Below are 20,247 nucleotides of genomic sequence, written 5' to 3'. Positions count from 1 at the left end.
ATGGCGGCCGGGATGGAGTTGGGTGCGAAGTATACCCTGAAGCGCGATCTGGAGAAATATGCAGCACAGTATGCAGCAGAGCAGGAGCGTCAAGGTAGCCTGGGTGATGGACGCAGCAGCATTCATTACCCGGCACTGTTTCTGTTCGTGGGTGATCTGGCCGCACCTGCCGTGTCTGCCGTGCGGGAGATCAATCGACTGAAATGGGATAATGGAGACGGTGTGGTCTACGTTCAGATCGGAACCGAAGATGAGGCGGATGACCAAAGTTATCGCAGTCAAGCTTATGCATCTGCTAACCCTCGAATGGATCGTCCAGGTGAAACGAGGAATGATGGCTCGCCCGATGACGGTCAGGTGACTCGTCACCGCTTGCCTCTGTCCGCTGGACAGACGGAGCGACCGTCCAAAACGCGGCGTAAGGATGTGCATCGCAGTTTCCATGAATCGGATCAGGCGCTCTTTGATCTGAATCGTACACTTCGGCGGGTCAGTAACCGAATTGCCGAATACGGGCGGCTATACTCGTCATTTGATCGGATTTACGTTACGGTGGTAACCAGAGCGGATGATCCGTTAAATGTATTGTTGCCTGAGCTCACCAAGCTGACGGAGACCATTTTGTCCCAAGCCTTCAAGTCGGTGCAGACGGATCTGCATGTATTGGTCAGCGAGATGGAACAGGTGGATTCCTTCGGATATGCCAGCGCAGCAGGTCTAGCGTTCTTGCGTGAACTGGATTATATGCAATCCCTGGACTATACGTTCAAGGGGAATCTGCTGGTGACAGAGGATGGTATCTCCATTCCGGTTGCACATCCCGCGTCACCGTTGTTTGATCTTGTATATATATTGTCCGACAAAAATGAGCGGGGAACCGGCGTTCCAGGTGGCTGGATCGAGAATGCCGAGATCATCTGCCGAATCTGCCTGTTGAAGAACCGAAAGCAGGATACGGATCACTCGGGTACCGTTTCAAGCACAGGAGCGAACACGTACAACAATACATCATTTAAAAACAATATCCGCACCACCTCTGATCAGCATGGTTATGCAAGTGCGGGTTTTGCCGAGATCAGACGGCCAAACAAACCGATTGCACTGACAGTGTTATACCACCTGTATCGGTATCTGCTCGCACGTATGCGGCAGGAGCCGGACTGGAGCATCAAGGACAAGCTCGCTTTCTTTGGACTGGACGCAGTCTCGGTGGAACGCAAAGTCGAAGGCCTGCTGCCCGATGAAGATCTGGTTAGTGGCATGAGCGGCATCATGACGCATAACGTCAGTTTCTCCGATCTGAAGCCGCTCTCGCTGCGGGAAGCGGAGAGAGCGCTATTTGGACAAGGGGCCGAGGCATACTTCCGCGATAACGTCGTCCGTCTTGTCAACGAACGTGTGCGCGAGCGCAGCTCTAGCGGCTCCCTGCTCCGTCAGGCCGAACAATCCCGAGTGGAGCATCCAGAGGTTGGCTACTTCCAGTGGGCAGCCTGGAGTGACAGTGAGCCTGGCAGTGTACGTGAGGCACTGCTCGGACTGATTCGGGATAAATCCATGCAGCTTGAATCCGCACGAGCTCTGCTGGAGCAGCGTCAGCAAGAGCGAGTGGAGGATCAGTCGTTCAAGCGAGCGTTGTTCCGTGATAAGCAGAATGTTCGCAATCTGATTGACTGCATGCTGGAGCGTGTGTATGTACCGAAGGTTGAATTGCTGCGACTGGAAAATGAATTACATCTACTGCGTATCTACGATACGGAAATGGAAGGAATGCACCGCTTCAGCCGCCAGGTGACGGCTGCACTCGAAGCGCTGGAACGCACGCTGCGAGAGAAGGCTGTTGAAAGTATCGCCGCTGCGGATGAATACATCGGGCAGAACGTGATGGAGTACTACGGCAAAGTGACGGAAGAACTAATCACCGACTTGGAGGCCAGGCGCGGCCGGGATGTATGGTTTGAGGATCGTTACATGGGAGACATGAACCGACTCGCAACGGAAGGCGATGACCGACTGTTGAAGCGTCTGATGGAGGTATGCCACTCGCTACTGCTTACAGCCGAACCGTTGCGATTGTCATTTGAAGAAGAGTTGTTGCAGCGGGCCAATGTGACGATTACCTATGGAGATAAAGACGTATTGACCCGGGATGATCTGTTCCGCAGGTTGTATCATACGCTGGAGGATCAGGCGGTCGTTCGGGTGCGGGTATTTGACTATACACAGGAACATCGATATGAAGAGAAGTATTTCTTTGGTGACCATCATAGTGCCTTCATGGACTACGCAGCACATGCCGAAGAAACGTCACGAATCTACAAGCTTGGTGTGGTGTACGAAGAACGCAGCAGCGGTGTGGAGAAGCTGAATCTGATGGGTGGTTTCCATCTGGAAGATCTCATGGTGTATCGCAACGGTAAAGTCTATTATGATTCGTATACGGAGAATGGGTACGAGCTTCACCCTGCAGGTCTGGCTGAGAAGCTCTCGCCAATGCGATAGAATCGCAGGTTGTGTTTAAAGGTGTGCCTTTATGGACGGAAGGGAGGTACAGAATGTACGTATCCTTGGAATGGGCACAGTGCAGTTCAATGTGAACTGTGAACGATTGTGCAGTTGCTGCGTGTCTCCAATGGATTTTAACGTTCATCTGTTCTCCGTCCAGGGCAGGATGGAATTAGAACATGTTTGTCACCCGATATCTTGTATTAACTCAGCCTGCTTATGGCTGGTATGGAAAGGATGCATGCGGACATGCAGCGAAAAATCAATCTTCTCCTGGTCCTGTTCAGCCTGATTGGCGGGGCAGTTGGCTTTGCGGCAGGAGAAATCATGCTGCGTCAGTGGCTTGGGGAGATGCCGCGTCTGTTACTGATGGGACTATACTTCGGCGTACTGGCACTAAGCATTGGATTGTTCTGTTTGATCGCGGAGATGATCTCACCCAAGCTGAATGGCGCTTCATGGAAGCTCCGATATCTGGGACTGTCGTGGAAATTGCTTGTTCCGGCAACACTGGCTCTGTTGCTCGTTGTTGGACTTGCCCTGCAATTGTTGTATCAGATCAATCCGGGCGGCGTGAAACAAGTGAAGGATATTATACTGATGATCGACAACTCAGGCAGCATGAACGATACGGACCCGGATAACGGACGCTTTGAAGCAGCCAAGACACTCATCAGCCAGATGGAAAGCGATAAACAGGTGGCGGTCATCACGTTTGATGACCAGCCGCAGATGTTGCAGCCGTTTATTGCGCTGGATAGTGAAGCAGCCAAGAATGAGGTGTATAGCAAAATTGATGGCATAGTCACGACTTCGGGCGGCACCAATTTTGACGCCGTGCTGCGGGAAGGCATGGAGCAGATTCAGGGCAAGCAGGACCCGAAACGTGGTACGGTTGTCATCCTGTTATCTGATGGCTTCAGTGAAGCGGATACGACGGATATTTTGTCCCAATATACCAATGAACAGATCTCCATTAATACGGTCGGCCTCAGTCTGGTGGACCCTTCGGGTACGGATCTGCTGCGCAATATTGCCCAGCAAACGGGTGGCATATACTACGATGTACCGGATTCCGGTGGTCTGAACCTGGTATTCCAGCAGATCTACGATACGATTGATGAGCGGACGCTGGTAACCGAGCGTACGGGCATGATGGAAAACAGCATGTATCTGGCGATCTTCCGTGTGGTAGCCTTGCTGCTGATTGGTGTGGCGCTGGGTGTGTCACTCGGACTGGTATTTGATAACCGTCATCTGGCGTTAAGCTTCGGTATTGGTGGTGCAGTGTCTGGTCTCTTGGCAGGGCTGCTGCTGGAATGGGGACTTAACGGTTCGAACGTGGGTGATACATTTGTGCGACTCGGTGCGATGCTCATCTTATCTGGCGTATTGACCCTGTTCTCCTGGATTATTCCGATTAAGGAGAACACACCGCGGAAGAGCCGGGGTCGCCGTGATGCTGGCGGCGGAACTTCTTCTGCTGAAGGGTTCGGTCAGAGAGCAAGAGATTCACGCAGCAAAGGTTTCTAACGTCGGGAGGTCAATGGAACATGCGGTTTATGGATGCAGACCCTTCGACACCCTTGATTCGAAAACTGACACTTGCGGTGGACGAAGGGCGATGTACACTTCGCTGGCTCTGGCCGGAACGGGTAGAAGCTGTATATGTGGAACGGCTGGAGCTGGATATGATGAGCGATGATCGTACCGGGGAAGAGCCTGCACAGGGCAAGCTGAAGCTGTACACGAAAGAGGAATATAAGGCGAGCAATGGTTACATGGATCGGATCACGGGTTTTGGTGCTATCAAGTACACGGTGTATGTGTGTCAGATGGAGGAAGACGGGCCTGTGCTGATTCGTCAACGAGATGAGGATAATATGGTCATTGCGAGCGCAGGCAAGGCGGATATCCGCTTTGCCATTCGCTACAAGAGCGGTTTTTTTCAAAAACGAAAAAGTGTACTGATCACCGTCACAGCGGAAGTCCCTGTTCCAAAGGAAGCGCTCTGTTATGTTCGCAAGCAGGGCGGGGTTCCGCTGAATAAGGAAGATGGTACGGTGTATCCTTTTGTGAGTGATTTTGCTCCCGGAAGAAATGAGATGCCGCCCGTTGAAGTTGCCAAGGATGATTATGTGAGGTTGTTCTTCACGGATGGACCGAAATATGGAGCCGCCTATCGGCTTATATCAGACTAGATGGTTGGGCTAATTTTTTACACAGAAACGGAGAGGACAGAAATAACCTGAAAAAGCGAAGCGATCGCCTTTATCACCGGATTTTCCCATTTAGAAAAGGGAATAAAAAAAATCTGGGGATAACAGCGATTGGAAGGTTACTCTGTCATCGTAGTGCAAGTGTAAATCACCTTAGTCGGACTGATCAGGGGAGGGGAGTGACTATGAGTTTTTTTAGCCGGTTTTTAAAGAGACAGCAGCCGGAGGAACGGCCGTTGTTCTACGATATTGTATGTCCTTACTGTTTCAGTAAGTTTTCACCGGAAGAGGTTGTGTTCCGGGCCGCTCATCACCGCGATGATGATGAGGACTACGCACTCGGGGAAGATGCGAAGTTGAATCGGTATCGAGAACGATTTGGACTTGACACGGTATTTGATATGGAGGCCGTGCTGGCCCCTCATGATGTACCCGAGGAACATCGTATTTATTCAGATAACATCGTGATGGGATTAAATGATCGGTACGGTGTCGTTACCCGCCGCCGGTTGTGTCCGCAGTGCCATAATGAACTGCCTGTTACGGCAGGTAAAGCACCGAGCAATATCATTTCCATCATTGGTGCATCCCAAGTAGGTAAATCCGTATATATGACCTCATTGATCCATACGTTGCAGCATTATACGGCTGATCACTTTGACGCGGCATGTATGCCACTGAATGCAGAGATTAGCCGCCGGTTCCGTGCCGATTATGAAGAACCGTTGTTCGAACGGGGCGATCTGCTCGATTCCACGCAGAAGGAGAAGCTGCAGGAGCCGTTTATTTTTCAGTTTGTATTCAAGGACGAAGATAAAGCGCCGCTGACCCTGGTGTTTTTTGACGTTGCGGGTGAAGGTATGGTGGAGCAGGATTACCTCGGACTTCACGGGCAGCATATCAAGAACTCGGCAGGCATTCTGTTCATGGTGGACCCGCTCCAGATTCGTTCCATTCGGGACAAAATCCGCATTAACCTTGGCAACGAGCCGGGCGAGTGGACCCCACGATACGATGAGCCGCGTGATGTGGTACTGACGATGTTTGGAGATTTTATCGCGTATCAGGAAAAGGCCAAGACGACTATTCCTACGGCCGTTGTACTGACCAAAAGCGACATGCTGCATTCCCTAAAGGATGAAGAGGGGGATTATATCAAATCCAACAGCAATGTGTTCCGCAACATGGTGCACCGTGATTATTTTGATCTGACCGAATTCGAGAATATCGACGGGGAAATCCGGCGTTTTATCGAGAAGGTTGATCGTCCGTTCAAGGGCACGATGGATGTGTACTTTAAGGATACAGCATACTTTGCAGTGTCTGCGCTGGGCAGCAATCCGGTCGATATGAAGCTGCAAGGTGTCGTCAGCCCAATCCGTGTGGATGAACCCTTTCTATGGTTGCTGTACAAGCTGAAGTACATTGAGGGGAGAGTGGGATGATGCGTTCTTCCGTAACCCCGCCCATTGAACAACAGATGTACACGAGGGAGCGGCGCGGGGTATTTCGTTCCACAGAGGGGTTCGACACGGTTGCAGCATCGCCGGGACTGGACCCTTCTTTTATCAAAAAAGTGCTTCACCCCTACTGTGTCTATGATGCTCCAGCGGAGCTGACAGGCCGGAGTGAGAAGGATGAGACAAAATTCCCGGCTTCCATTCATTTACTTCATCTGGAGAGCGGAGAGACGATCTTAGGGCAAAATGTGTACCAGTCTGCGGATTTTACCGGGCTGCGCAGTGCCTTTTTCGCGCATAATTATGTCCTGTCTCCCGAACGCTCGGAAGAACAGATGAAGAAGGGCGGCTGGCTGGACGCCATGTTCGCCACGTCCTATGACATCGAACAAGGCATCGTTCTGCCTGTACTTCCTGAATTGCCTGTAACGCCTGGTCGTGGGCAGGGCTCAGCCGGAAAGACAGGTGCAGGCCAAGAATCATGGATGCCTTCAGGCGGCAGCCTCAGCCCGGACGCATCACCAAGCGAGATTCTGAGCGCCCTGAAAATGAACGAGGTGCTGTTCAAGCGCCTGCTCTACGCCGTGATGCAGTCCGTAGCCACTCGCCGTAAAGTATATATTGCGCTGGATGTTCCCGCAGAGGAAGTAACCGCCGGAGCCAAAGGGCTGCTGCGTTTGCTGTACACGGCATTGCCATACGCCTTCCGGCGGCAGCTTGGTTTCATGACATTTGCCAAGGAGCCGCAGGCCAAAAAGGGTATTCACGTCCAGTTTGTAGAGCGGGGTACGTTGCGTCCGAAGGACCGGAATACGGAGAAGGATTTTACGTTTGATCTCGTATCCGGCAGAGTGACCCATGCGGACGCATCTGTGGCGAAGTTGCCTTATGCGGAATTTGCCTGGTCCCTGCTGCAGGAACCTGTTGCTGCGGATGCGTTTTATACGTTTGCCGACGAGATGCTGTCCGGCATGGAGCCTGGACGGGAGCTTTCCATCGAAGCTTATGGGGAACTCTCGGTGTTCTATGGTCTTGAACAAGGCATGGAAGACCTGTATCTGGATAACAAAAGCAATGTCCTGAGTGGCTTGCTGACCTATCTGAAGCCGGAAGGTGGACCGCAACAACGTTCACGCCTGAACGAGCTGTTCCTGACCTTGCTCAGCAGGGAATTGGACAGCGTGAAGCGCGAGAATGTACCTGAAGAAGCAGTCGCTGCTCGCATCGGAGAATATTTCCGTGTCGCTGCCCCAGTAGTGCAATCCCGGATCGTGGACTATTTCATCTATGGTGTGAATAATGCCCGCGCCCAGAAGCGTATGCGTGCTGTGCAGGAATTGTATGGTGTGCTGGATCGGGATATGCAGCTGAGTCAGGCTTTCTTTGATAAAGTGCTGGCAAATGAATCGCTCACCAAGTTATTGTTCGAGCCCTATCTGGACAATCAGCTGAAACGCACTGATTCGGCAGCTAACGTCGTGGAAGTGATCCGAAGATGGGTTACATCCCATCCGTCTGCGATCCACTACAGCTTTTTGCTGGAGCGGACAGCCAGTGAGCTGAATGAACGGTTATGTTCTGCGCCTAATCCGGTACAGTCTGCAAATGAAGCATTACAGCGGGTTAGCGTACTCGACCGGGTATCAGCCGAAGATTCCTATGTTACAGGCATTACGGCACGAATTGGCCAATCGGAAGCTACAGCTCGCTCTAACCGAAAAGGAGGATCTCTGTCCGCCAGTCCAGATCCGGCGTATCAGGAGGAGCTAACCCGCCTTGCAGACAAGCTAGCCTATGTCATTAACCTGTTTATGATTCAGGATCTTGATCTGGAACGGGTTAACCGTGAACAGCTGTTAAGTATCGATATATTGCACCATGGCAATGAGGTCCGGGATTGGGCGGCACGTCAGGGCTCCGATGTATCTGCTCGAACGAACATGATGCTGGCTGCAAGAGTATGGCTTGGCGGTGAAGGGAATGGCGAAAAAGAACTGGAGTCGCTCTCCCTGGCCGAGCGTAATGAACTTCAGCGCTGGACGCGCCGCTGGCTTGTCGAAGAGCTTAGGGATCACCCGGGTGTGGCAGCGTATGAAGCTCTGCCACTGGCTTTCTATCGGGGTGGGAGTGGCAGCAACCGGCTGGACTATGCAGGCCTGATTGAATTTGTACGCAGTAGTGCAGGTCGTGCGGAAGGGTTGTATCCATTCTTCGAATGGTCAGGGAATCAGCGGATGTTTGTTCGGAGTTCCAATGTTCACAAAGGCTATTCGGATGCGATCGTAGCCTACTTCAAGGCCCATGACCGTGAAGCCTTTAAGTCCAAGTCTGCCTTCAAGCCTTATTATGCGAGAGCAAGCAAGGCGATGAAGCCAGTCTATGATCGGGCCAAGGTGGAATTGTCTTCTCCACTGGTGCGGATGTTAACGGGCAAAAGGAAAAATCTGTTCTTGGGAACCGTGATCCTGATCCTGATTCTTGGTATTGCTGGCGGTACATATGCGTTAATGAGTGACAAAGGGATGCCGCCAGCGGCATCTCCTCCAACCACACAGGAGCCTGTCATTCCGGCTGAACCTGAGGTTCAGTTGGCAGACCAGATCGCTTATGTTGTTCCTGCAAACGAACAGGAAGGTACCGATTCGGCAGCACAACTGGTGATCCGTTTCAGGAATGAAGCGGAAAGCAGTGGTTTTGAGCAAGGCTCACTCCAATTGATGATGAAAGATGGCAGCACTCAGGAGCTTGATGCTGCAGGCAAGTGGGAGAGCTTTAATCGGAATGAGGAGCCAGATGCCCAAGATAACTCCGATAGTGCTGGAAGCACATCTCAAGGAAGCGCGGATGCTTCGACAGCGGGAAACGCGGGGGACACAGAGCAATCGGAGGCTGGAGATCAGCGGGCAGATCCAGGGGCGACAGGTGGGTCCACTTCAGATCCAGCAACGGGTACAAAAACGGATGTCGGGACGGGTAAAGCATCTGACTCTACGGGTGAAGATGCAGCCCAAGGAACAGGCACTACATCGCCGGATTCGTCTGTATCAAATGGATCGAATCCCTCTTCAGAAAGGATGTCTGTTGCAGAAGCGGATCGTCTGTATCCCTATGGTCGACAAGTGGAACTTCCGGTCGATATCAATCCGCAGAATATCGTGAGTGTTCAAAGTGGAACGACGGTAATTAATTTAATCGCAGTACCCAAGTCATGATTAGGATGCTATAACATCATATAAAGAATTAGATACAGCCTCGATTGTTACTTGAGGCTGTATTTTATAGGTTAGCATGGTTGAACAGTTCATATTGAAACTACAAGGCATGTATTCACAAATTGGACACATTGTTATCCCTTCATAATTTCAGCGTTTGTTCAGAAGTGGTGAAATGCACATATACATTGAGAAAAGCTCTCATACGAAACCGGAATACTGGAACAAATTTCGATCAAAACCCAGCAAATAAAGCTTGGTTCAAGCAATAAATTCGATTTTTAGTGTTGACAAATGATAATGATTATCAGTATCTTTAGTAAAGAAGATATTGTTGTGCCGGAAATAAGCTGAACTTAAATTTCGTTTTCGTTGTCATAGCCGGATTACATAACCGGGATAAATGAGAGAGGGATGATCGCATGTTTCGTCTGGAGACGTCCAAGCTGGATATCGCTTATGAGGATAGACTGATTGTTGAGGATCTGAGTATTCAAATTCCCCAAGGAAAAATTACAGCACTTGTTGGAGCTAACGGTTCGGGTAAGTCAACGATCCTGAAAACAATGGCTCGGATTATGAATCCGAAAGCAGGTCATGTGTTGCTCGACGGGAAGTCCATCCATAAGCAGTCTACGCGCGAAGTAGCCAAGCAGCTTGCCATTTTGCCGCAGAACCCTACAGCTCCTGAAGGACTGACAGTAACGGAACTGGTCTCCTACGGTCGATTCCCTTATCAAAAAGGCTTTGGTTCCATGCGGGCTGAAGACAAACGCATGATTGAGTGGGCCATTGAAGTGACTGGAATGACGGAATTCCATGATCGCCCGATTGATCAATTGTCTGGTGGACAGCGTCAGCGTGCCTGGATTGCGATGGCACTTGCCCAAGAGACAGACATTCTTTTCCTGGACGAGCCGACTACGTTCCTGGATATGGCTCACCAGCTTGAAGTACTGCAATTGCTGGAGCAGCTGAACGCCACAGCCAACCGCACGATTGTTATGGTTGTGCATGACTTAAACCACGCTTCCCGTTATGCACATCACATGATTGGTATCAAAAAAGGTCAAGCGATCGCTACAGGGTCACCCGTGGAAGTCATGAACTGTGATGTACTTCGTGAAGTGTTCAACATTGAAGTGGATATCGTGGTTGATCCACGTTCCGGTGTGCCACTCTGCTTGCCATACGCTCTTGCTGGTGAGCGTCAGCCGTCAAAACCAGAGCAAATGATCATGAACACTGCGATGGTTCATGCGGGAGCACGAACAGAGCAACGGGTTCGCCACGCAACGTGAAGTTAATGGAATGGGCCATATTTGGCTCTAAATTATAGAATGAAGCCGCTGTGCGTTATTGCACACGGCTTGTTCGCATTCATGGGAGGTCTACATAATGGGAACGATCAGCTACATATGGTTATTGCACAGAATTCATTGAAGATTTGGTGATTGCATTGCATCAAGTCTATAATATGAAGACAGGCTGTGTGCCACTTTGTCACTTGGCATAGTAGAAGCAGCAGCCCAAACCTACATCTGTCATGGGAGGAATCAGTCATGTCCGTATATTCGTATCAGGCGGTAACGACCGCAAATCAGGAAGTTGCACTGGATCTGTATCAAGGCAAAGTATTGGTGATTGCCAATACAGCCAGCAAGTGTGGACTGACCCCACAATACGGTGAATTGCAGAAGCTCTATGATCGTTATCGTGATCAAGGCTTGGTTGTACTCGGGTTCCCTTGTAACCAGTTTGGAGGCCAAGAGCCGGGCAGCAGCGAGGAAGCAGAATCATTTTGCCAGATCAACTATGGTGTTAATTTCCCGGTGTTTGCCAAGGTTGACGTGAACGGTGAAGAAGCGCATCCTTTGTTCAAGTATCTGCGTGAACAGCAACCTGGTGTTGGTGAAGACGATAGCATCCAATGGAATTTCACCAAGTTCCTTGTGAACCGCGAGGGTGAAGTAGTAGGACGTGTTGAACCAAAAGAATCCCCTGAAGCCATGACAGCCGAGATTGAAAAGCTGCTTGGCGTATAAATGAATTGAGAAGCCTGCCTCCACATTTTGGAGGACAGGCTTTTTTTGAAGCAAATTTTTATTTCAGAATTTTACATCGTTCGATTCATCTTTCTTCCGGGTGTCCGAAGCGAGTTGAAGCAAATTGAGCGCATAGCTTATATGATGTTGAATTGAGCAATGTGCATATAACTTGAACAGCAATATACGGATTTTAGAAGTCATGTCGGAGCATAAACAGGTCCAGATCGGGGGAAAATGAAGTTAATAAAGATAAGCGAACGAATGACTTCCATGCAGGGGACGAGTCCTTTCGACAAATTTTTTTTGATAAAGCTATTGCAATGTGAAAAAGATCACATTATAATAAGTGTATAAAGTGAAATAAATCACATATACAGTATCGTTTAAGAAGTGAAATATTTCACAACCACAATGACGTTATATACAATCTCATTTATATATTTCGAGGAGGAACTTTTTATGAAAATCGCAGTTATCGGATGTACACACGCAGGAACCGCAGCCATCGTTAACACCGCCAAATTATACCCGGATGCAACCATCACGGTGTATGAGCGCAATGACAATATCTCCTTCCTATCATGCGGCATTGCGCTCTACGTAGGTGGGGTAGTGAAAGACCCTGACGGCTTGTTCTATTCTTCACCCAATCAATTGGCAGAGCTTGGCGTTGTGACTAAGATGCTTCATGAAGTGACGGCAGTCGATGCCGCGGGGCATACCCTTCAGGCTAAAAACCTGCAAACCGGGGAAGAATTTGAAGATACATTCGACAAGTTGATTGTAACTACAGGTTCATGGCCTGTCGTTCCGAAGCTTGAAGGCATCGAGATGGATAACATTTTACTTTGCAAAAACTACAACCATTCCAACACCATTATTGAAAAAGCCAAAGATGCCAAACGCATCACTGTAGTCGGTGCAGGATACATCGGCGTAGAGCTGGTGGAGGCTTTCCAGATGAATGGCAAGGAAGTTACACTAATTGACAGTGTTGACCGAATTCTGAACAAATATTTGGACCCTGAGTTCACGGATGTGATTGAAGATACGTTGACTGGACGCGGCATCAAGCTGGCGCTCGGCCAAACGGTACAGAAATTCACCGGAGAGAATGGCAAAGTGACCAAGGTCATCACCTCCAAAGGTGAGTTTGAAACAGATCTGGTTATTCTGTGCATTGGTTTCCGCCCAAATACTGCTCTGCTTAAAGACCAGGTGGATATGCTGCCCAACGGCGCGATCATCGTGGATAAATATATGCAAACCAGCCAAGAAGACATCTTCGCTGCGGGTGATAGCTGTGCGATTCATTACAACCCGACAGGCAAAGCATCTTACATTCCACTGGCGACCAACGCCGTTCGGATGGGTACACTCGTAGCCCGTAACCTGGTTCGTCCTACGACACCTTATATGGGTACACAAGGGACATCGGGTATCAAAATTTATGAACAAAATATCGCCGGCACAGGTCTGACCGAGACGTCTGCTGCTGACGAAGGTCTGATTGTTGAAGCGGTGATACTGGAAGACAGCTACCGTCCGGAGTTCATGCCAACCGCTGAGAAACTGTTGCTCAAAGTTGTATATGAGAAGGCAACTCGCCGTATCGTCGGAGCACAAGTGATGTCACAGGTTGATCTAACCCAATCGATCAATACCATCTCGGTCTGCATTCAGAACAACATGACGGTAGATGAGCTGGCCTTCATCGACTTCTTCTTCCAGCCACATTACAACAAACCGTGGAACTTCCTGAACACGGCGGGTCTGCAAGCACTGCCTCCAATAGAAGTAAAAGCACCAGCAATGGTGTAAGGAAGGTTTGATTAATTTATAGCAACAAATAACCCGATCGGCCGATGAGAAATCACCAGCCTGTCGGGTTAACTTTTTGTTACGGATGATCGAATAATTTAAGGATATGAGTTTTAACTTTCCTGTTTTTTCTCTATAGCTCGTTGTTGTTCTCAGCAGATATTCCCCATGCACTTCCACTCAGCAGATTTCCATTAGCACGATAAGTTATCGTATAATCTCCACCTCTAACTCCCTGTGGAGTATCCGTAAAGCTTCTCCAATCCAGAGTACCACCGGGAGCTATATCTTTACTGAAGTATTCTTTTTTTGTTGAATCGTGGACCATTACCGCTCTAATTGTATATTTTCCAGTATTTTTAATATAAACTTTGACATGGCCATATCCACCAGCGACATTGAACAAACTATTATCAGTGACTCCGGATAAGGTAGTTTTAAAAAGGTCTGAAGTTCTGAATGGAACAATAACAGGATCATCATCTTGAACAATAATCGGAGTTATAGACGGATTAACATTGGTAACTCTGTCTGTTTTTTGATCAGATGAAGCTGCTGCAACAGATACTGATGCTGCTAGTGACAAGGACAAAACGGATAATAAAAGTGCTTTTTTCATTTAGTGTATATCCCCTTATGTATGTGTAATGTTAATACATTACTATTAAACCATATATATAAATATAAATCAATATATTACCAATATAATTCCTTATTTTGTAACAATTCATGAATTTTACTATCCATATTGTTGTAGATAAATTCCAATTAATTAACTATGCACTGAACTTGAGGTTCCAAGATGTATAAATTACATATCAATGGCTATTTCAGATGATATTCCCCAAGCTTGCCCGCTAAAGTTGTCTCCATCAGCACGATAGGTGATGGAATACTTTCCTTCCTCAACGCCTTGTGGAAATTCAGTAAAACTCGTCCATTTAATAGTCTCGCCAGGGGCTACTTTTTCGACAAAATATTCGTCGCTTGAACGGTTATGCACCATCACCGCTTTTATCGTTTTTTTTCCAGAGTTCTCAATAAAGATTTTCACATGCTTATATTCTCCGTCAACATTAAAATTAGTAGATGTATTGTTTCCAGCTAATACCGTTTTAAATAGCGGTTTGGATTCATGTTCATGAGTTGTCACTGCGTGATCAGGATCTCCTATAGATACCGTTTCGGTGAGTTGACTCCTATTCTCGGTGTCTTTGGTTGTTACACGGGCATCTCGACTATTCAAAAAAACGTAGGATATGATACCCACCGTCAAGGCTAAACATAGAGTAGATATAAATGTTATTTTTTTCAATGGAGTATATCTCTCCTCACATACATAGTTATTGATTAAATTATAATTTAATATGATTTCTATAGAATATTCAAGTATTTTCCAAAAAAAAGTTTAAGTTACTTTTTATTCGTCTGCTAGTCAGTACGAAATTTTTTGAAAGCAGAGTAAAATAGGAACCTTCAGACTTTGTGATAAAAGTAACAAACCTATCGATATCTTCGCGTTACAATGAACTTATCAACCAACCAAACTGATTTAATTTGTTCATGAACCGTGAAGGAGAGGATCGATATGGCAGCAAAGACACCTCTTGAGGTTGCACAATATACAGCGCAAACGGGAATGAAGAAGGCTCAAAATCCGGTATCTTCTGTACTCGTGCTCAGTTTTCTGGCAGGGGCTTTTATAGCGCTTGGATTCTTGCTTGATGTTCGGGTGATTTCCTCAGCTCCGGCAGAGTGGGGGAGCCTGGTTAATCTGATCGGTGCGGCGGTATTCCCTGTTGGTTTGATGTTGGTACTCATAGGTGGCGGCGAATTGTTGACAGGTAATATGATGGCTGTTCCGCTCGCTACGATTGCACGCAAGCTGTCGGTAGGCGGCATGTTGAAAAACCTTACTTTAGTAACGTTAGGTAATTTTCTTGGAGCCATCTTTGTGGCCTATGCGTTTGGACATGTTCTTGGTCTAACTGGTGAGGGCGTTTACTTGGCTAAAGTGGTGGATATGGCTGGTCACAAGCTGCATGACAGCTTCCTGCAGGCCTTTATCTCCGGGATTGGCTGTAACTGGCTGGTTGCACTGGCGGTGTGGCTATCTTATGCATCGGATACGATGAGTGGTAAAATCTTAGGAATTTGGTTCCCAACGATGGCCTTTGTCGCTATTGGATTCCAGCACGTTGTGGCTAATATGTTTCTGATCCCTGCGGCGATTTTCGAAGGGCATTATTCGTGGGGACAATATATCATGAATTTCATTCCGGTATGGCTGGGAAATATGGCGGGGGGCGCACTGTTTGTTGCTGCTGCCTACTGGATGGTTTATCTGCGCAAGAGTGAGCCGGAAGTGAAACCAGAGGTGAAGATGGTGGTCGAACCTGTGGAGACTGAGGCTAGAGCGATGTGGAGCAAGCAGGCGTAGCAGATACAGTCGAACGACCCGTTATCATCGAATCGGCTGCATAAGTTCATCGTATCGTATATGGATATAGGCTAAGGCGATTCTGATCTCGTTCGGATCATGGCAATCATGCTGTGATGGAACGGGAATGGAATCGTCTTTTGGTTGTTGGATTTCCAGGCAAAATAAATTCGCCATGACAAGGTTCGGGGGAACGAAACCTGTTCATGGCGAATTTCGGGAGTGGTCCATGATATGGCATAAGGAGGAAGTGGGGAAACACTAGCCTAATGCCTTATTTTTAATTTACCCCTGCATTCCGAGAATGAATCATGGAGTATAAATATTTTTTTATACATTTTGGAGCGGCTGTAGCGGTGAATAAAGACTGTTCTCTTTACGCGATTACCTTGGAGAAGATATGATATAAGGATAGTTTTTGAAGGGGGAGAAACCTGGAAATGATCGATCAGGAGAATGGTGTATTTGCGGCAGTTTGCCCGCTCGACTGTCCAGATACTTGCGGCCTACTGCTTCACAAAGAGAACGGCAAAATCGTGAAGGTAGCCGGCAATCCGGACCATCCGATTACGAAGGGCGCCATCTGTAATAAAGTCAGAAACATGACAGAGCGGGTATATCACCCCGAGCGGTTGCAATATCCGATGAGACGTGTTGGAGCCAAGGGTGAAGGCAAGTTTGAACGAATCAGCTGGGACGAGGCGATTGGGGAGATTACAGCGAAATTCAGTTCGCTGTCTGAAACCTATGGACCCGAGAGTATCCTCCCATACAGCTTCTACGGCAACATGGGCATTCTTGGAGTAGATGGCATGGATCGGCGGTTCTTCAATGCGCTTGGTGCGAGTGTACTAGAGCAGACGATCTGTAACTCGGCCGGAAACACCGGCTGGAAATATACGATGGGTGCCAACCGGGGAACTCTACCCGAAGATACGGAACATGCGGATCTCATCCTGGTGTGGGGTGGCAACATCGTCAGTACGAATATGCATCAGGTGGTTTTGGCGGAGAAAGCCCGCAAGAAAGGCGCCCAAATCGTCGTAATCGACGTTCATCGCAATCGTACCGCCCAATGGGGAGATTGGTTTATCCCACTTTATCCGGGTACAGACAGCGCACTGGCGTTGGGATTGATGCATGTGTTATTCGAACAGGGACTGACGGATGAAGCGTTTATGCAAAAGTATACCATTGGTCATGAGGCGCTGCGTGATCATGTCCGCAGTTACACCCCTGATCGCGTTGCGCGTATTACTGGCGTGCCGGAGGAGACGATTGTGAAGTTGGCCAAGCTGTACGGCAACGCACAGGCAGCCCATATTCACATCGGGAATGGCCTCCAGCACCATGATAACGGTGGCATGAACGTGCGCAGTGTCGCTTGTCTGCCTGCTATTACAGGACAATGGCTGAAGCAAGGCGGCGGTGCCGTTCGTACCAACAGCTACGCGAGCACGAATAGCGAGGCGTTGGAACGTCCGGAACTGCGGCAGAATCCGAAGCCGCGTGTCGTGAACATGAACCGGATTGGCGAAGCGCTGCTGGAAGCGGAGCAGCCGATCCGGGCCATGATGGTCTATTGCAGCAATCCACTGGTGGTGGCACCGGATACCGAGCGGGTGGAGCGAGGTTTTGCACGGGAGGATCTGTTCACGGTTGTACATGATCTGTTCATGACGGATACGGCGAAATATGCAGATATTTTATTACCAGCCACTTCATCATTTGAAGCGACGGATCTGTATACCTCCTATTGGCATCAGTACGTTCATCTGCAAGAGCCAGTGATTGCACCGATCGGGGAGAGCAAGAGCAATGTGGAATTATTTTCACTGCTTGGGATGGCTATGGGGTACGATCCTGTGATCTTCGGAGAAACGCCGGAACAGATGATTGAGGACGCGCTTCAGGGCACAGGCAACCCATACATGAACGGAGTAACGTTGGAGGGACTGAAGCAGCATCGATTCGTGAAGCTGGATATGTCGCCACATGCTGCATTTCTGGATCAACTGCCTACACCTTCGGGCAAAATCGAATTGTATTCGGAGACGATGGAACAGAGAGGGCTTCCACCGCTCCCTACCTATAGCGCTCTGGTTGAAGGATATGATGGGGAGAATCCGGCTGGACCTGCCGATACGTATCCGTTGATGTTCTTATCGCCGCCAAACCATAATTTCCTGAACTCCACCTTTGGCAATTCAGCCAAACATCAGCGTTTGGAAAAGATGCCTCTATTGCAAATGCACCCCGAGGACGCTACCCGCAGAAACGTGGAGGATGGAGATGCAGTGGTTGTATGGAATGATCGTGGGCGCATCGAACTTACCGCCAAGGTAAGTGAAGCCATGCTGCCGGGAACCGTCATCAGCCAAGGCTTATGGTGGGATGGTGATGGCAAGAAGCAGCGAGCCAATTCGCTCACGTCCAACCGATTGTCTGACATGGGCAACGGGGCGACCTTCTTCTCGGCCACTGTTGAAGTGAAGCGTCAATGAGTGTGCTTGCAGCGTGAATTTTTGAGGTAAGATGAACAACTCAAATGGCCTTTGCACTGACTGGTTACATTGTCAGCGTAAAGGCCTATTTTTATAAGAAACTGTACTTTAAATGTGTTAAAAATAGTATAAGATAGGGCGATAGGTTCTTTGTCAGGTGTATTAATTTATTAGTTGCCTAAAGTTAAATATATAAGTAAATAGACCTAATCTTCCGAAATAATGTAGTTAATTTGTATTAATATTCTAAAAAAGGGTTCCCTTATATCCTCTGTATGTCATAATTAAAGCAATAAATGGATTATTTGTTGTTATCTATTTAACTTAAAAAGGAGGTATATAATGAGAAAATTTGCTTTAATTACTTCTTTGACACTGATACTAACGTTTTTACTTTCACCTTTTTCTGCTAACACTTACGCTGATAAAGTTGGCGTCGAAGATGACCAAATTAAAGAATTAAACTATGAGTATTCTGATCAGGACGGGTTAATTGATATTGACGCGAGCTACGAAGAGACTAACACAGGAGAGATAATAGATTTTAATATAAAAGAAGAAAACGGAATACGTACTGTTAAGCATTTTATAGACAATAAACTCGTAGCTGAAGCCATTTACGATATAAGTTCTGACGAAATAGTAACTACTACGGCGAATGGTGAGGTCGTTACACAAAAAGCAAGTGAAATGATTAGTGAGTCAGATGGTAATGCACTTTCTAATGAACATGATAATCAAATCACAGGAGCGGTAGAAACACAAAGCGCTGTATTGAATGCTTCTCCAGGTTTTAACTTTGTTAAGCAAAAGTATAATACGGCTTGGAAGCAATATGGTTCTATATATCAAAAGCAATCTGTTCTGCAAGATAAGCATTATAAGCTGAATATATCCGCTGGGACTGCTGTGGCAACGGTAATTACAATAATAGATATTTATTATACTAAGGGTAAGTTCACTACCTTCTTGAAGGCAATGGGGATCACGATTCTAGGAGTTACAGTTGATTCAATAATTGGTGCAATGGATGCAACTAGATATTTAACACAAGTGGAAGTCTATTCTCAGGGTATGCTAGGATTGGCCTCAGAAAGATATATAGTAAAAGCTACGTTTAATGGCAAAACAGCACAGGTGAATGATGGCGGGGATGAAAGAACTTATGATGAATTAATTGATATCGGGGTATATAATGTAGTACTCCAGAAGATATAAAGGAATGATGATATGAAGCAATTAACCGAATACGAGGCAGCGAAGAGAGATATCATTATGTCCATTGTTTATATTATTGGTGTCTTAATATTATTTTATATGGCGTTAGAGGCTTCTTTAGTGGTGGCAATTATCATTTGTATGCCTCTTGAAATTGCTTTTATAATTAGATTAATTCATGAAGTCAAAAAGTTTAAAAAGTTAAAAAAAAATGATGCACCTTAAGTGGGATTTCAGTGGGATGTATGTTAACAATAGTAAAAAATTTCTTAATGAACTAGTTATACCCTGTTGAGTAGACTCTAAGTTAAAAGCTTGCTTCCAGCGCGTATCGATATTCAGTCGGTGCGCGTTGTTTGAGTTAGGCCTAAAATTCACGGAAGCTCTATAGTTCTGGATTATGCAGATGAGCACCTTTTTGAGGAAAAAGGAAGGTTTAATCGGGTTGAAAATATGGTTAAATTGGCTGCAATAGGTGGTGAGCCGATGAAATCCGGGTACGCTTATGCAGAGATGGAGGCCTTGCTTGATGAAGCAGGACTGCTTATATATGAGCATCTGGATCCTGAGGCGATTCAGGAACAGTTTTTCCAGGATCGGACCGATGATCTAAGGGCATTTGAAACGATACATTTCATTCACGCGGTAAAAAATAAATTGATCCGGGCATGTATGGTCACTGTATATCCCGCATTTATATAGGAGCGACCAACCCTCACCCTGTAGCAGGGTGAGGGTTGTTTGGTTTGGACAAGGGTCAACATAGACCATGATTCGTTAGCCAAGGACTTCGCACGTGATACAGGTGTTCAGTAATCAGACC

General features: G+C 47.5%; 14 protein-coding genes and 1 pseudogene. 13 read left to right on the top strand and 2 right to left on the bottom strand.

Going from position 1 to position 20,247, the window contains the following annotated elements; genetic code table 11:
• From ACR32F_RS30005 to ACR32F_RS29970, 8 genes are all read left to right on the top strand, one after another.
• Positions 1–2,499 (top strand): transcription initiation factor TFIID, encoded by a 2,499-nt coding sequence (locus ACR32F_RS30005; RefSeq protein WP_440113817.1) that lies wholly within the window; start codon positions 1–3, stop codon positions 2,497–2,499.
• A 252-nt stretch (positions 2,500–2,751) separates the two neighbouring features.
• Positions 2,752–4,035: a vWA domain-containing protein gene (locus tag ACR32F_RS30000; protein WP_440113815.1), complete on the top strand. Its 1,284-nt coding sequence runs from the start codon at positions 2,752–2,754 to the stop codon at positions 4,033–4,035.
• 20 nt (positions 4,036–4,055) lie between these two features.
• A complete protein-coding gene (locus tag ACR32F_RS29995) occupies positions 4,056–4,703 on the top strand; it encodes a beta-mannanase (protein WP_440113812.1) in 648 nt (215 codons plus the stop codon).
• A 203-nt stretch (positions 4,704–4,906) separates the two neighbouring features.
• The gene (locus tag ACR32F_RS29990) at positions 4,907–6,166 is read left to right on the top strand and encodes a TRAFAC clade GTPase domain-containing protein (protein WP_440113809.1); all 1,260 of its coding nucleotides are present in this window, start codon (positions 4,907–4,909) and stop codon (positions 6,164–6,166) included.
• A complete protein-coding gene (locus ACR32F_RS29985; protein WP_440113806.1) occupies positions 6,163–9,393 on the top strand; it encodes a GAP1-N2 domain-containing protein in 3,231 nt (1,076 codons plus the stop codon). Before ACR32F_RS29990 ends, ACR32F_RS29985 begins: the two co-directional genes overlap by 4 nt.
• A gap of 422 nt (positions 9,394–9,815) precedes the next feature.
• Positions 9,816–10,694, top strand: a complete 879-nt coding sequence (locus tag ACR32F_RS29980) for an ABC transporter ATP-binding protein (protein WP_440113803.1) — start codon at positions 9,816–9,818, stop codon at positions 10,692–10,694.
• 261 nt (positions 10,695–10,955) lie between these two features.
• Positions 10,956–11,438: a glutathione peroxidase gene (locus tag ACR32F_RS29975; protein ID WP_440113800.1), complete on the top strand. Its 483-nt coding sequence runs from the start codon at positions 10,956–10,958 to the stop codon at positions 11,436–11,438.
• Positions 11,439–11,900: 462 nt separating this feature from the next.
• Positions 11,901–13,262 (top strand): FAD-dependent oxidoreductase, encoded by a 1,362-nt coding sequence (locus ACR32F_RS29970; protein ID WP_440113797.1) that lies wholly within the window; start codon positions 11,901–11,903, stop codon positions 13,260–13,262.
• A gap of 133 nt (positions 13,263–13,395) precedes the next feature.
• Here the strand turns inward: ACR32F_RS29970 and ACR32F_RS29965 are convergent, their stop codons facing one another.
• Positions 13,396–13,881: a hypothetical protein gene (locus tag ACR32F_RS29965; RefSeq protein WP_440113794.1), complete on the bottom strand. Its 486-nt coding sequence runs from the start codon at positions 13,879–13,881 to the stop codon at positions 13,396–13,398.
• 192 nt (positions 13,882–14,073) lie between these two features.
• Positions 14,074–14,577: a hypothetical protein gene (locus ACR32F_RS29960; protein WP_440113791.1), complete on the bottom strand. Its 504-nt coding sequence runs from the start codon at positions 14,575–14,577 to the stop codon at positions 14,074–14,076.
• A 273-nt stretch (positions 14,578–14,850) separates the two neighbouring features.
• Here ACR32F_RS29960 and ACR32F_RS29955 point away from each other — a divergent pair, with 273 nt between their 5' ends.
• The 5 genes and pseudogenes from ACR32F_RS29955 to ACR32F_RS29935 all read left to right on the top strand — a co-directional run.
• Positions 14,851–15,702, top strand: a complete 852-nt coding sequence (locus ACR32F_RS29955) for a formate/nitrite transporter family protein (RefSeq protein WP_440113788.1) — start codon at positions 14,851–14,853, stop codon at positions 15,700–15,702.
• 440 nt (positions 15,703–16,142) lie between these two features.
• On the top strand, positions 16,143–18,206 hold the full coding sequence (locus ACR32F_RS29950; RefSeq protein ID WP_440113785.1) for a molybdopterin-containing oxidoreductase family protein: 2,064 nt from the start codon (positions 16,143–16,145) through the stop codon (positions 18,204–18,206).
• Between the two features lie 342 nt (positions 18,207–18,548).
• Positions 18,549–19,424, top strand: coding sequence for a hypothetical protein (locus ACR32F_RS29945; RefSeq protein ID WP_440113782.1), 876 nt, complete (start codon positions 18,549–18,551; stop codon positions 19,422–19,424).
• Between the two features lie 12 nt (positions 19,425–19,436).
• Positions 19,437–19,649, top strand: coding sequence for a hypothetical protein (locus tag ACR32F_RS29940; protein ID WP_036612733.1), 213 nt, complete (start codon positions 19,437–19,439; stop codon positions 19,647–19,649).
• Between the two features lie 153 nt (positions 19,650–19,802).
• Positions 19,803–20,126, top strand: a pseudogene (locus ACR32F_RS29935) (hypothetical protein); the annotation flags it as partial.
• Between the last annotated feature and the right edge of the window lie 121 nt (positions 20,127–20,247).

The organism is Paenibacillus hebaui, assembly GCF_051934385.1.
Classification (GTDB): domain Bacteria; phylum Bacillota; class Bacilli; order Paenibacillales; family Paenibacillaceae; genus Paenibacillus.
Note: the sequence above shows the minus strand (reverse complement) of the source record. Positions and strands in the feature narration are given on the sequence as shown.